Below are 13,541 nucleotides of genomic sequence, written 5' to 3'. Positions count from 1 at the left end.
TGATGTCGCGGATTCACGAGCCTGCGGCCGGAGCGTCCTGCCCCAGCTGCGAGGAGCCACTGGAGCCTGCCGACCGCTTCTGCGGCGCATGCGGGTACGACCTGTCGGCCGTGCCCGCCCCGTCGGGGCAGGACCGTCCGACTCTCGCCATCGGCCCGGCCGTTGCCTGGCCGGCGGCGGACGGGAGCGCGGGTACGGGCACACCTGACCAGGCCCATGTGCCGAGTGATCTGCCGGGCACGGACTCGGACGGCGGCGCGCTGCCGGGTCCCGGCGTGCGCCACGACCACCGGGCGGCCGCGTCGCCGGGCGCTGCGGCCGGGCAGCCGCCGGGGCACCCGGCGGCTGCTGATGTCACCGGGGACTTCGAGCTGCCCGCACCGCAGCCGGGCACAGCCGTGGCCGCGGACCCGCGTGCCGCCGACCGGCCCCTCCCCGTGCCCGAGGCGGCCGCCACGCTCTGTGTGGCGTGCCGGGCGGGCCGGGTGGACAACGACGGCTACTGCGAGAACTGCGGCCATGCCCAGCCACGCGAACGCGACCACATGGAGCAGGAGCTCGGCTCGGTCGCCGCGGTGAGCGACCGCGGTCTGCGCCACCACCGCAACGAGGACTCGTTCGCGGTCTCGTCCACGGCCCTGCCGGACGGCTCACCGGCCGTCGTCGCGGTCGTCTGTGACGGAGTGTCCTCGGCGACCCGCCCGGACGAGGCGTCGGCCGCCGCCGCCCGGGCCGCCAACGAGGAACTGCTGGCGGCCCTGCCCCGGGGCACCCACCCGCAGCAGGCCATGCACGAGGCGATCGTCGCGGCCGCCACCGCCGTCAACTCCCTCGCCACCGAGGCAGGTGGCGGCGAGGCCATGGAGCACGACCCCAACCGCCATCAGAACGCACCGGCGTGCACGATCGTCGGCGCCGTCGCGGCCGGCGGTCTGCTGGTGGTCGGCTGGGTCGGCGACAGCCGCGCCTACTGGGTGCCGGACGACCGCACAGGTCCGCCGGCCCGGCTGACAGAGGACGACTCCTGGGCCGCGCAGATGGTGGCGGCCGGCCTGATGAACGAGGCGGAGGCGTACGCGGACGAGCGTGCCCACGCCATCACGGGCTGGCTGGGTGCCGACGCGTACGAACTGGAGCCGCACACCGCGTCGTTCAAGCCGGACCGCTCCGGAGTGGTCGTGGTCTGCACGGACGGCCTGTGGAACTACGCCGAAGGCGCTGACGACATGGCCCGTGCGGTCCCGCCGGACGCTGCCGACCGGCCGCTGCACAGTGCGCAGGTGCTGGTCGGTCATGCGCTCGACGGCGGCGGCCACGACAACGTAACAGTGGCGGTGCTGCCGTTCGCCGTGCCGCAGCCGGGGGCAGGATCGGCATACGACAAGGCATGAGTCCCGCTTTGTCGGTCACCGGCCCTGTCCGTCGCCCGGAGCCCGCGGGGCGGCCCCGACCCCGCTCCGAACAGACCTGACGTGATGTTTCTCTCCGCCCAGGCGGGAGTCCCGAGGAGTCCGAAGACAGATGGCCGTTTTCTCCAAGTCCCCGGTGCCGCAGTTCGCCGTCGACGTGTACCAGAACGAGTACCTGCCGGAAGGCGGCCGCGAGGTCAACGCGATCGTCACCGTCACCTCCACCGGAGGCGGCACGAGCGGCGGCGCGCCGCTCACCGCGGCGTCCGTGTCCCCTGGGCAGATACCCGGGCAGCCGGCCGGCGCCGCGGTGGTGATCATGGTCGACTGCTCCGGCTCGATGGACTACCCGCCGACCAAGATGCGCAACGCGCGGGACGCCACGGCCGCGGCGATCGACACCCTCCGCGACGGCGTCGCCTTCGCGGTGGTTGCCGGGACGCATCAGGCGACCGAGGTCTACCCGGGCGGCGGGCGGCTTGCTGTCGCCGATGACGGGACCCGCGCCCAGGCCAAGGAGGCGCTGCGCAGGCTGAGCGCCGGAGGCGGCACCGCGATCGGCACCTGGCTGGCGCTGGCGGACCGGCTGCTGGCCTCCTCCGACAAGCCGATCCGGCACGGGATCCTGCTCACCGACGGGCGCAACGAGCACGAGTCGCCCGAGGACCTGCGGGCCGCCCTGGACGCCTGCGCGGGACGCTTCACGTGCGACGCCCGCGGCGTCGGCACCGACTGGGAGGTCAAGGAGGTCACCGGCATCGCCTCCGCTCTGCTGGGCACGGCGGACATCGTCGCCGACCCGAGCGGTCTGGCCGCGGACTTCACACAGATGATGGCGAACGCGATGGGCAAGGAGGTCGCGGATGTGGCGCTGCGGCTGTGGACGCCTGTCGGGGTGGAGATCAAGTACGTCAAGCAGGTCGCGCCGACGGTCGAGGACCTGACGGGGCGGCGCAGCGAGGCGGGACCCCGGGCCGGGGACTACCCGACCGGCTCGTGGGGCGACGAGTCGCGCGACTACCACGTGTGCGTCCATGTGCCCGATGCCGGGGTCGGCCGGGAGATGCTGGCGGCCCGGGTGTCACTGATCGTTCCGGCGGCGGACGGAGGCGCTCCCCAGGTGCTGTCGCAGGGCCTTGTACGGGCGGTGTGGACGGACGATCTGACGGCGTCGACCTCGATCAATCCGCAGGTCGCGCACTACACGGGACAGGCCGAACTGGCGCAGGTCATCCAACAGGGGCTACAGGCCCGCAAGTCGGGTGATTTCGACGGCGCGACGGCCAAGCTGGGTCGCGCCGTGCAGCTCGCGGCGAAGTCCGGGAACGAGGACACTGCGAAACTGCTTTCGAAGGTGGTGGATGTCGTCGATGCGGCGACAGGTACTGTGCGACTGAAGGCAAAGGTCGCGGAGGCGGACGAGATGACCCTCGAAACGCGCTCCACGAAGACGGTTCGCGTCAAGAAGTAGCCCGCACGAGCACGACGTATCACACGACGTATTGACGGCCCACGGGCCGGACGAGGAGAGGGGGAAGCGCCGACATGCCGACCTGCCCGAACGGACACCAGTCGGGTTCCGATGACTGGTGCGAGGTCTGCGGCCATCGCATGGCGCCCTCCGGCGCTCCCGGCGGCTTCCCGCCGCCTCCCCCGCCACCGCCCGGGTACGGCTACCCGGGCCCCGGTGATCCGAACGCCACCGCCCAGGCGGAGCTGTGCCCGCAGTGCCGTACGCCGCGCGAGGCCATGGCCCCGTTCTGCGAGGAGTGCCGGTACAACTTCCTCACCAATACGGCCACGTCCTACACGCCTCTCGCCCCGGCCCCGCAGCAGTCGCCCGGGCTGAACCTCCCGCCCGGCTTCCAGTCCCAGCCGGGCCCGCCCGGGCCGCCGCAGCAGCAGGGGCCTCCGCCGCCTCCGCAGCAGCGTGATCCGTACGAGTACCAGCAGTCGCGGCCGTCGCAGATGAACCGGCCGGCCGAGCCGCTGGGCCAGCCGCCGCACGCGTTCCAGCAGGGCGGTCCGCCGCCCGCGCCGCCGCAGCAGCCGGGCCCCCCTGCACCGCCCGTCTTCCAGCAGCCGGCTCCGCCCGCGCCGCCGCAGCCGCAGCAGACGGGCGGCGGTGACGACTGGATGCTGCCGCCGCCCTCGCACAGCCAGGCCCCGCAGGGTCCCCAGGGCTTCCAGGGGGCTCCGCAGCAGTTCCAGCAGCAGCCGATGCCTCCGCAGCACGGTCAGCACCCGGGTCAGCAGCAGGGTCAGCACCCGGGCCAGCAGCAGTACCCGTCCGCCCCGGCGGGCTGGACGGCCGTGATCGGGCCGGACCGTGATTACTTCCTCGCGATGATGCAGCGCAGCGGCCCGGAGGCAACGGGGCTGAATCTGCCCGCGTACTCCCCCGAGCAGCATCTGCCGCTCACCGGGAACCAGATCACGATCGGCCGCCGCCGGCACTCCACGGGCGAGTCCCCGGACATCGACCTGTCCGTGCCGCCGGAGGACCCGGGCGTCTCCCACCAGCACGCGGTGCTGGTGCAGCAGCCCGACGGTTCCTGGGCGGTCGTCGACCAGAACTCCACCAACGGCACGACGCTGAACGGCGCCGAGGACCCGATCCAGCCCTACGTCCCGGTCCCGCTGAACGACGGCGACCGGGTGCATGTGGGCGCCTGGACGACGATCACGGTCCGCCGCGGCTGATCCCGCGGGGCGCGGCGAGCTGCGCAGCGCACCCCTCCCCACCCGGGGCGGGTGCGCCGCCACGCCTGTGACCCCCACCGCCCCTCGCCGCTCGGCGAGAACCCCGGCGCGCGGCAGCAGACGGTCGCCGACCGGCGGCACGGGCGCGCTGCGGACCCGCTCGGCAGGGACGGATCCCGTGGGGCGGCGGGCGGCCTACTCGGGCTGCTCGACCCCGAGCGGCCAGGCGTACGGACCCTCGGGGTCGTCCAGCCAGGCCCACTGGTGGTCGCCGCTGACCGTGACACCGAAGCGGTTGCGCTGCGGATGTCGCTCGCGTTCCCACAGGGAGAGCGCCTCGTGCGGGTCGAGGCTGCCCGCGGTCAGGGTCACCAGGAAACGGAACAGGTCGTTGTCGATCACTCGCCGGGGCATCCGGCCGGGCCTTCCCGGCGCGGGCACCGCGCCACCGCGCAGGGGTACGAAGTACGCCGACGTCCGCAGGAAATGACCCTCGGCCCTGCGGGCGCTCCCGTCGCCCGAGACCCGCAGCGCGATCAGACCGGTGGACAGGGGAGCCACGATCCGGGCGCCCGTACTGCACTGCGGCAGCCATGCCGCGGGCACGGACGGCAGGGTGCAGGTCGCGATGATGCAGTCGAAGGGCGCGTGCTCGGGGCAGCCGCGCGCCCCGTCGCCGGTGACCACCGCGGGCCGGAAGCCGGCTGCCGCCAGATGACGGCGAGCGGACTCGGTGATCTCGGGGTCCAGGTCGACGGTGGTCACCGACGCGTCCCCGAGCCGGTGCGCGAGCAGCGCGGCGTTGTAGCCGCTGCCCGCACCGATCTCCAGGGCGGTGTCCCCGTCGGTGACCTCCAGGGCGTCCAGCATCAGCGCCATCAGTGAGGGCTGGCTGCTGGAGGACAGCAGCTCGCCGTCGCGCACCCGGGTGGCGAGCGGGGTGTCCGCGTACGCCCCCCGCAACCAGCGGTCCCGGCGCCCCGGATCGGCGTCCTCGCACCACAGACGCTCGTACGCGCCCGATGTCGTGCCCCATGCCGTGCCGAAGTAGTACGGCACGAACAGGTGCCTGGGCACGTGCTCGAACGCCGCCCGCCAAGCCGGGTCGGTCAGTCCGCCGCCGGCCACGATCTGGCGCACCAGGGACATCCGCTGCGCGGCGGCGGCTTCGGCGAACGGGTCCGGGGGTGCGCCCATGCCTCCACTTTCCTGCGCTGCCGCCGCCGAGGCGAGCCACCGGCCCCCTGCTGGACCGCGAAAAGCAGCGGACGATCACGGCAGATCCCGGCGGTCCTAGGCCTGGAGTCCTCGGCCGGTGCGTCTGAGACCATGGGCATGTGACTGAGATTCCGCGCGGGACACTTGAGGAGCAGACCTTCTACGAGCAGGTCGGCGGCGAGGAGACCTTCCGGCGTCTCGTCCACCGCTTCTACCAGGGCGTCGCGGACGACCCGCTGCTGCGGCCGATGTACCCCGAGGAGGACCTGGGCCCGGCCGAGGAGCGGCTGGCGCTGTTCCTGATCCAGTACTGGGGCGGGCCCCGCACCTACAGCGACAACCGCGGCCACCCCCGGCTGCGGATGCGGCACGCGCCCTTCACCGTCGACAAGGCGGCTCACGACGCCTGGCTCAAGCACATGCGGGAGGCGGTCGAGGAGCTCGGCCTCTCCGAGGAGCACGAGCGGCAGCTGTGGGGCTATCTCACCTATGCCGCGGCGTCCATGGTGAACCGCTGATCATTCCTGTGCGCGTCCCGGGCCGTATGCGGCACGGAATGCGGTCATCCGGTCTCGGATAACGGTCACGATCCGATCAAGGTGGCCCCGCAAGCGGGGCGACCGGCTGGTGCGGATCTTCTCCACCGACGGGGTGGAGGTACAGGCGCTCCAGGGGCTCGATCTCCTCGTCAAGGAGGGCGAGTTGATGGCCCTGGTCGGCGCGTCCGGCAGCGGCAAGTCGACCCTGATGAACATCCTGGCCGGGCTGGACGTGCCGTCCGCCGGTGCCGCGAAGGTCGCGGGCTGCGATCTGCTCGCGATGGACGCGAAGGCACGGCTGCGCTACCGCCGGGAAGTCGTCGGATTCGTCTGGCAGCAGACCGCCCGCAATCTGCTCCCGTATCTGACCGCAGCTCAGAATGTCGCCCTGCCGATGCAGTTGAAGGGGCGTTCGAGGAAGAAGGCCGAGCGGGCCCAGGAGCTGCTGGCGATGCTCGGCGTCGCCGACTGCCGGGACCGGCGGCCGCATCAGATGTCCGGCGGCCAGCAGCAGCGCACGGCGATCGCCGTCGCCCTCGCCAACTCCCCTGCCGTACTGCTCGCGGACGAGCCGACCGGCGAGCTGGACTCGGCGACCGGCGAGCAGGTCTTCACCGCGTTCCGCCGCGCGAACGAGGAGCTGGGCACCACCGTCGTGATCGTCACCCATGACCAGGCGGTGGCGAGCGAGGTGCGGCGTACGGTCGCGATCCGCGACGGCCGCACGTCCTCCGAGGTGCTGCGCCGCACGGAGATCGACGCCGAAGGCCGGGAATCGGTGGTGGCGCGCGAGTACGCGATGCTGGACCGGGCCGGCCGGCTCCAGCTCCCGGCCGAGTACACGGCGGCGCTGGGGATGGAGCACCGGGTGATGCTGGAGCTGGAGCAGGACCACATCGGGGTGTGGCCGGACGACGCCGATCACTAGTCCTGGTGGCCCTGGTCCGGCCGTTCGGCCGGCCAGGTGTGGAAAGCGCCTGTGTGGTGCCCACCGCTGGACGTCACAGCGGCCTCCCTGGGGCGAACAGGTCGATGGGATGGCTGGTGGCACCGGTCAGGGCGAGGTCGGCGAGGATCTCACCGACGACGGTGACGAACTTGAAGCCGTGCCCGGAGAAGCCGCAGGCGACGCTGACCGTGTCCGGGTGGGCGGGGTGGCGTGCGATGACGAAGTGCTCGTCGGGGGTGCTGGAGTACATGCAGGTGGCGGCGGACAGGAAGGTGGCCGGCAGGCCGGGGAGGAACTTGCTCGTCTGCCGCGCCATGGCCGCCACTTCGTGGTCGTGGACCGTGCGGTCGATGGTGTCCGGGGTGCAGGGCGTGCCGCCCTGCCGGAAGAACGCGACCTTCACGCCGCCGTCCGGCCCGTCGATGGCCGGGAAACCGTAGATCTGGACGCCGGCCGCGTCCTCCCAGATGTAGACGGGATGCCGTTCGGGGAGGTATGGACCGGTGCCGCCGTCCGGCTGGAACCAGTACATGACCTGGCGCTCCACCCGCACCGGCACGCCGAGGTCGGCGAGCAGCTGCGGGGCCCAGGCGCCCGGGCAGATCACCAGATGGCCCGCGCTGTAGCTGCCCTGCGCGGTGTGCACCCGGACGCCGCCGCCGAAGGACTCCCAGCGCGTGGCCGGTTCCTCGAACCGCAGGTCGGCACCGTGCCGGTCGGCGAGCTGGAGGTGGGCGGCGACAGTGCTCTCGGGGCGCAACAGGCCTGCCCGTGCCTCGTAGAGGGCCACATCGCCGGCGCCGGGTGTCAGGGTCGGGAAGCGGCGGCGGATCTCCTTGGCGTCGAGCATCTCGTGGGGCAGATCCCACTGCTGCGCCGAGCGCAGGGAGCCGGCGACGGTGCGGGAGTCGGGCCGGCCCACCATCACGCCGCCGCACAGCACGGCGATGTCCCGGCCGGTGTCGCGCGCGACCTGCTCGTACAGCTCGTAGGCGCGCAGCAGCAGGGGCACATACGCGGGGTCCTCGAGATACGACTGGCGGGTGATCCGGGACCCGCCGTGGCTCGAGCCGCGGTCGTGCGCCGGGCCGAACCGCTCCAGGCCGAGCACGCGGGTGCCCCTGGCGGCGAGGTGCGCCGCGGCGGCGCTGCCCATACCGCCGAGTCCGAGAACGATCACGTCGTACGCCGGTGCCATACGTCTCTCCCGTGTCCTTGCCGCTACGCCCCGATCCGGGACATCTTCGGGTCGACCAGGGCTCCTCGGCGAGGTCGCCGCGATCTTCCCGCCGAAGTACGCCGCATGGACCGATGTGCCGGGCCGCAGCGGCGGCAACCAGGCGTACGCGGCACAAACGCCGTCGGTGTACACGGATTCCTCGCCGAACACCGTCTGCGGGCGGGGCGTCGAGCGTGAGACAGGTCAGCGGCGTGCCGCATCGCGCCCGCCGGTGCACCATGCGGTGCTGCCGCTGCGCGCCTGCCCATTCGGGCCGGGGTCAGCCGGGTCGGCGGGGGGTGACGCTCAGCGTGCCGAGCCCGGTGGTGCGTACCGCGACCGAACCGAAGGGCGTACGCAGTCTCAGCCAGGCCCCGGCGGACAGCAGCGCGACCGGAACTCCCGGGCGCAGAAAGCCCAGTGACTGCGCGGCGTGCACGGCGCGCAGCGGCAGCCCGGTCCCGCCGACGGTACGCGACCAGATCTCGCGGCCGATCCGGTCCCGCTCGGCACGGGTGCGGAGGGCGGCGGGCAGGGCCTCGTCGCGGGTACGGAACTCGGCGACGGCGGCCGCCACGGCGCCGCGCATCGCATCCACGTCGGGCAGTGCGGCCAGCTCGCGCCAGCCACTGCGCGGAGGCAGCAGGCCCGCCCACGGCGGACCGGTGACTGCGGCGGGCACGCCGCAGTCCGTCCCGCCGAGGGACTCCAGCAGCTCACCCGCGGAGACGGTGACGTCCAGCTCCACGTCCTCGCCGAGGCGTGCCGTACGGATCGCCAGCACCTCGAAGGACGGCGGACGGCCGAACACGGCGAGCGCGCCACCGCTCGCCTGGAGCCGGACCGCTGCCGCGCGGTCGTAGTGGATCAGCCGGGCGAGGAAGGCGGCGAGATCCTCCGCCTCCCTCGCGTCGGCGAGATGCAGGCTCTGCACGGGCAGTGGCGCGGACGGGGTCATGCGACGAGAGCACCCTCGGCGGCAGTGTCGTCCAGGTACTCCTGGAGGAAGGACTTCTCCTCCGCGGTGATCCGGCGCGGACGGCCCGCTTCCAGGTTGTAGGGGACGACGACCGTGGAGGCACGCACGTACACCTGCCGGGGGTCGTCGGCCTCCTTGACCTCGTAGGCGATCGTCAGTGAGGCCGCACTGATCTTGGTCACCCACGACTCGATGATCACCGGCTCGTGCCGGTGGACCAGCGGCCGTACGTAGTCGATCTCATGACGGGCCACGACGGACCCGCCCGAGAACGACGGCGAACCGTCCCCGGGCGCCAGCCGGAACATGAAGTCGATCCGCGCCTCTTCCAGATAGCGCAGGAAGACGACGTTGTTGACGTGCCCGAAGGCATCCATGTCCGACCAGCGAAGGGGGCAACTGTAGATATGGCGGGTCATGACGATCTGGTTCCTCAGCCCCGGGTGAGCTTCTTGTAGGTGGCACGGTGCGGACGGGCCGCGTCCGGGCCGAGACGCTCGACCTTGTTCTTCTCGTACGACTCGAAGTTGCCCTCGAACCAGAACCACTTGGAGTCGCCCTCGTACGCCAGGATGTGCGTGGCGACCCGGTCGAGGAACCAGCGGTCGTGGGAGACGACCACGGCCGCACCGGGGAACTCGAGCAGCGCGTTCTCCAGCGAGGAGAGCGTCTCCACGTCGAGGTCGTTGGTCGGCTCGTCGAGGAGCAGCAGGTTGCCGCCCTGCTTGAGGGTGAGCGCCAGGTTGAGGCGGTTGCGCTCACCGCCGGACAGGACGCCGGCCGGCTTCTGCTGGTCCGGGCCCTTGAAGCCGAAGGCGGAGACATAGGCGCGGGACGGCATCTCGACGTGGCCGACGTTGATGTAGTCCAGCTCGTCGGAGACGACGGCCCACAGCGTCTTCTTCGGGTCGATGTTGGCGCGGCTCTGGTCGACGTAGGAGATCTTGACGGTGTCGCCGACCTTGATCGCGCCCGCGTCCGGCGTCTCCAAGCCCTGGATCATCTTGAACAGCGTGGTCTTGCCGGCGCCGTTCGGGCCGATGATGCCGACGATGCCGTTGCGCGGAAGGGTGAAGGACAGGTCGTCGATCAGCACCTTCTCGCCGAAGGCCTTGGAGAGGTTGTTGACCTCGACGACGACGGAGCCCAGGCGCGGACCCGGCGGGATCTGGATCTCCTCGAAGTCCAGCTTCCGCATCTTGTCGGCCTCGGCGGCCATCTCCTCGTAACGGGCCAGACGGGCCTTGGACTTGGCCTGCCGTCCCTTCGCGTTGGAGCGGACCCACTCGAGCTCTTCCTTGAGCCGCTTCTGGCGCTTCGCGTCCTTCTGGCCCTCGACCTTGAGACGGGAGGCCTTGTTCTCCAGGTAGGTGGAGTAGTTGCCCTCGTACGGGTGGGCGCGGCCGCGGTCGAGCTCGAGGATCCACTCGGCGACGTTGTCCAGGAAGTACCGGTCGTGGGTGATGGCGACGACGGTGCCGGCGTACTTGGCGAGGTGCGCCTCCAGCCACTGGACCGACTCGGCGTCCAGGTGGTTGGTGGGCTCGTCGAGGAGCAGCAGGTCGGGGGCCTCGAGCAGCAGCTTGCACAGCGCGACGCGACGCTTCTCGCCACCGGAGAGGTTGGTGACGGGCCAGTCGGCGGGCGGACAGCCGAGTGCGTCCATGGCCTGCTCGAGCTGGGCGTCGAGGTCCCAGGCGTTGGCGTGGTCCAAGTCCTCCTGGAGCTTGCCCATCTCCGTCATCAGCTCGTCCGTGTACTCGGTCGCCATCTGCTCGGCGATCGCGTTGAAACGGTCGAGCTTGCCCTTGACCTCGGCCACACCGAGCTGGACGTTCTCCAGGACGGTCTTGTCCTCGTCCAGCGGCGGCTCCTGGAGCAGGATGCCGACGGAGTAGCCGGGCGAGAGGAAGGCGTCGCCGTTGGACGGCTGCTCAAGACCGGCCATGATCTTCAGCACGGTGGACTTACCGGCGCCGTTGGGGCCGACCACACCGATCTTCGCACCGGGCAGGAAGCTCAGCGTCACGTCATCGAGGATGACCTTGTCGCCGTGCGCCTTGCGCGTCTTGCGCATCGTGTAGATGTACTCAGCCAAGAGAAACCGTCCGGCAAGCAGTGGGTGGGCAGATACACCCATCTTGCCGTACGTCCGTCCCTCGGCGAAAACCGCCTGTACCCGCCACGCCCCACGACCCTGCACGCGAGGCCACCGGGCACGCACGGCGCGGCCGGCCCGGTGCGGTGCGGGCCGGCCCCCACCGCATGGCGGTTCCCGGTGGTCAGCCCCGCAATGAGGGGTGCCCGGTGCGCGTCACCCTGCGCACCGGGCCTGTCACCCGGCGCGGTGACTCACCGCGCCGGTACCCGCTCACTCGTCGGGGGTCGTCGTCTTCTTGTTACGGAGGAGAAGGACCGCGGCCCCGCCGATCACGACCATCACGATCGCGATGCCGGCGATCCAGGGGGTGGCGCTGGAGCTGCCGGTCTCGGCGAGGTCGCCCTCGAGCCCCGCGGACAGGCCCCCGGCGGAGGCCGGGCTGGGCTGAGAGGTCAGCGTCTGCGTCTCGTCCCCCGGTTCGCCGGTGGTCCTGCAGTCCAGCACACCCTTGAAGTTCTTCTGGAACCCGTCCGGCCCGGTGATCGTGAAGTCGTACGCCTGGTCCTCGGCGACCGGGACGGTCACCGTCCGGGACTCCCCTGCCGCGATGGTGTACTCGAAGCCCACCAGCTCGAAGGTGAACGGGGCGTCACCCTTGTTCGAGGCCGTGATGTCCACGCCGCCCTCGGCGCAGTTCTTCCGGGCGGACAGCGCCGGGATCGGGCCCGCCTTCGCCCAGGTCGCCGTCGCGTTCGCGGAGACCGTGGACTCGCTGGAGCCGGCCAGGATCTGCGTCTGGCTCTTGGTGACCCCGGCGAACGCCCGGCCCACCGGCACCGACGTGGTCGCCGTCACGCTCAGCGTCGCCGACCCGTCCTCCGCGCCCTCGGGCACGTCGAAGAACAGCCTGCTGCCGTTCGCGGCGGAGGTGACCGGCTTGCCCGCCGCGTCGGTGACCTTGATACCGCTGGCGGCCGCGTCCGCCGGCGGCGAGACCGCGATCTGACCGGCGCCGGTGCGCACCGTCACCGGCCCGAGCCGCTCGCCCGCCTTGCCGGAGACCGCGTTCGGCTGCAGGCTCAGCGAGGCCTTGGGCTCGGCGATGTCCTTGGCCTGCCGCTGCAGCCAGTCCGCGAGCTGCTCCGCCGCGGGGTCGGCGGCGTCGACGTCCGCGGCGTCCGAGTAGCGCCAGATGGCGACCTGGGTACCCGCCGCTGCGGTCTGCCCGGACAGCGGCCCGGTCCCGGCCCGCTCGGCCAGCGCGGCCAGGTCGTCGACCTGCGGATAGGAGTGCTCCAGGATCCACCGGATCTTGCCGGCGTTCTTGTTGCCGCCCAGCGAGGTCTGGCTCCAGGGGGTCTCCAGATACTTGGCCTGGTCCTGGGTCGGGTTGTGGATGTCGATGCAGTACGTCTTCAGCCGGCCGCCGCCGTCGACGGTCATCTCGAAGAGCCCGGCGGGGATCTCATGGCTCGTGCCGTTGGTGCGCAGCACTGCCTGGTCGTAGGTCTTGAGCCCGTCGAGGGTGGCAACCGCGCCACCCTGGTGCTGAGCGCCGTCATCGGCGGCGGCCGCACCCGCGGAGGCTATCGAGCCCGTCGCGATCAGGCCCGACAGCACGGCCGCGGCGGCGAGCCGGCGAGCGGCGCCCCGCCTGCGAACCGCAGGCGCAGAGAACACAGCAAACACAGAATTCCCCTCCGGGCGAGACGTTTCGCGTGCGGCGCGTGAACGCCTGCGACGCGTGGGGGGAGTGTCTCGCCTGCAGACTCAAGTGCCCCGTGAGTACTCGGGAATCCTATGGAGGGCGCACATCCCACTGTCCCGTCATACCGTCAGATAACCATTCCGAATCGGAATCGTTATCCCCGGCGGGGTGTCCCTGTCCGGCACCTCCCTTTCCTTGCAACTGCACCGGACCATCTCCACAACTTCCGCTCAGGGAACGGGAACCCGCGCCACTGCCTCCGCCGCGGCCGCCACCGCGACCCTGCGGGGAGGTCCCGTCACATTCGGTTCCGCCTTGACCACGCGCCGGAATGCCGAGGTACCGCGGGTCAGGTCGTGCCCCACCGCCAGAGCGTCGATGTCGACGTACGTCCTGCGCCTGCCGTCCCCTTCCTCCTCACGTACTTTCAACCGCCCGTGCACCAGCAGGGGTTCCCCCACCGACACCGAACCGGCGAGATTCATCGCGAGCGAACGCCACGCGAAAACCGTGTAGAAGCTGGTGTGTCCATCCGTCCAGTTACCGCTGCCGCGATCCCATCGTCGCGACGGCACGGCGAAACGGAATCTCGCCATCCCGCCGGTCGCGGTTTCCCGGTACTCCACATTCGTGGCGACATTGCCCACCACCGTCACCATGGTGTCGTTCACGTCGGTCCTCCCCGTCCGGTTGCATTCGCCCGGCCGCAGCGGACC

General features: G+C 71.5%; 12 protein-coding genes. 5 read left to right on the top strand and 7 right to left on the bottom strand.

Annotated features, from left to right (window positions below):
• The first annotated feature begins 2 nt into the window (after positions 1-2).
• The 3 genes from OHS70_RS24440 to OHS70_RS24430 all read left to right on the top strand — a co-directional run bounded on the left by OHS70_RS24440 (position 3) and on the right by OHS70_RS24430 (position 4,112).
• Positions 3-1,391 (top strand): protein phosphatase 2C domain-containing protein, encoded by a 1,389-nt coding sequence (locus OHS70_RS24440; protein ID WP_328400509.1) that lies wholly within the window; start codon positions 3-5, stop codon positions 1,389-1,391.
• A 130-nt stretch (positions 1,392-1,521) separates the two neighbouring features.
• Positions 1,522-2,880 (top strand): vWA domain-containing protein, encoded by a 1,359-nt coding sequence (locus tag OHS70_RS24435; protein ID WP_328400507.1) that lies wholly within the window; start codon positions 1,522-1,524, stop codon positions 2,878-2,880.
• Positions 2,881-2,954: 74 nt separating this feature from the next.
• Positions 2,955-4,112, top strand: coding sequence for an FHA domain-containing protein (locus tag OHS70_RS24430; RefSeq protein WP_328400505.1), 1,158 nt, complete (start codon positions 2,955-2,957; stop codon positions 4,110-4,112).
• Between the two features lie 195 nt (positions 4,113-4,307).
• On the opposite strand, the gene OHS70_RS24425 is transcribed toward OHS70_RS24430, so the two are convergent.
• Positions 4,308-5,309 carry a methyltransferase domain-containing protein gene (locus tag OHS70_RS24425; RefSeq protein ID WP_328400503.1) on the bottom strand — a complete coding sequence of 334 codons (1,002 nt, stop codon included), beginning with the start codon at positions 5,307-5,309 and terminating at the stop codon, positions 4,308-4,310.
• 140 nt (positions 5,310-5,449) lie between these two features.
• On the opposite strand from OHS70_RS24425, the gene OHS70_RS24420 reads away from it, so the two are divergent.
• Both OHS70_RS24420 and OHS70_RS24415 read left to right on the top strand, forming a co-directional pair.
• Complete coding sequence (locus tag OHS70_RS24420) at positions 5,450-5,848, top strand: globin (RefSeq protein ID WP_328400501.1); 399 nt, start codon at positions 5,450-5,452, stop codon at positions 5,846-5,848.
• Between the two features lie 46 nt (positions 5,849-5,894).
• Entirely contained in the window at positions 5,895-6,797 is a 903-nt protein-coding gene (locus OHS70_RS24415) for an ABC transporter ATP-binding protein (RefSeq protein WP_443062758.1), read from the top strand.
• A 73-nt stretch (positions 6,798-6,870) separates the two neighbouring features.
• Here the strand turns inward: OHS70_RS24415 and solA are convergent, their stop codons facing one another.
• From solA to OHS70_RS24385, 6 genes are all read right to left on the bottom strand, one after another.
• A complete protein-coding gene (gene solA, locus OHS70_RS24410; protein WP_328400499.1) occupies positions 6,871-8,016 on the bottom strand; it encodes an N-methyl-L-tryptophan oxidase in 1,146 nt (381 codons plus the stop codon).
• Positions 8,017-8,317: 301 nt separating this feature from the next.
• Positions 8,318-8,995: a hypothetical protein gene (locus OHS70_RS24405; protein WP_328400497.1), complete on the bottom strand. Its 678-nt coding sequence runs from the start codon at positions 8,993-8,995 to the stop codon at positions 8,318-8,320.
• Positions 8,992-9,435, bottom strand: a complete 444-nt coding sequence (locus OHS70_RS24400; RefSeq protein ID WP_328400495.1) for an acyl-CoA thioesterase — start codon at positions 9,433-9,435, stop codon at positions 8,992-8,994. The genes OHS70_RS24405 and OHS70_RS24400 overlap by 4 nt, the downstream gene beginning before the upstream one ends.
• Positions 9,436-9,449: 14 nt before the next feature.
• The gene (gene ettA / locus OHS70_RS24395; protein ID WP_328400493.1) at positions 9,450-11,114 is read right to left on the bottom strand and encodes an energy-dependent translational throttle protein EttA; all 1,665 of its coding nucleotides are present in this window, start codon (positions 11,112-11,114) and stop codon (positions 9,450-9,452) included.
• Positions 11,115-11,387: 273 nt separating this feature from the next.
• Entirely contained in the window at positions 11,388-12,797 is a 1,410-nt protein-coding gene (locus OHS70_RS24390; RefSeq protein WP_328400491.1) for an LAETG motif-containing sortase-dependent surface protein, read from the bottom strand.
• A 258-nt stretch (positions 12,798-13,055) separates the two neighbouring features.
• A complete protein-coding gene (locus OHS70_RS24385; protein WP_328400489.1) occupies positions 13,056-13,496 on the bottom strand; it encodes a single-stranded DNA-binding protein in 441 nt (146 codons plus the stop codon).
• Between the last annotated feature and the right edge of the window lie 45 nt (positions 13,497-13,541).

Origin of the sequence: Streptomyces sp. NBC_00390 (assembly GCF_036057275.1) — a bacterium.
Classification (GTDB): domain Bacteria; phylum Actinomycetota; class Actinomycetes; order Streptomycetales; family Streptomycetaceae; genus Streptomyces.
This window is presented reverse-complemented; position numbering and strand designations above follow the sequence as displayed.

Bases quoted from the DNA above. Each gene is read 5' to 3' on its own strand.
- OHS70_RS24425 (WP_328400503.1), bottom strand. From the start codon at position 5,309: ATGGGCGCACCCCCGGACCCGTTCGCCGAAGCCGCCGCCGCGCAGCGG.
- OHS70_RS24400 (WP_328400495.1), bottom strand. From the start codon at position 9,435: ATGACCCGCCATATCTACAGTTGCCCCCTTCGCTGGTCGGACATGGAT.
- OHS70_RS24405 (WP_328400497.1), bottom strand. From the start codon at position 8,995: ATGACCCCGTCCGCGCCACTGCCCGTGCAGAGCCTGCATCTCGCCGAC.
- OHS70_RS24430 (WP_328400505.1), top strand. From the start codon at position 2,955: ATGCCGACCTGCCCGAACGGACACCAGTCGGGTTCCGATGACTGGTGC.
- OHS70_RS24440 (WP_328400509.1), top strand. From the start codon at position 3: ATGTCGCGGATTCACGAGCCTGCGGCCGGAGCGTCCTGCCCCAGCTGC.
- solA (WP_328400499.1), bottom strand. From the start codon at position 8,016: ATGGCACCGGCGTACGACGTGATCGTTCTCGGACTCGGCGGTATGGGC.
- OHS70_RS24435 (WP_328400507.1), top strand. From the start codon at position 1,522: ATGGCCGTTTTCTCCAAGTCCCCGGTGCCGCAGTTCGCCGTCGACGTG.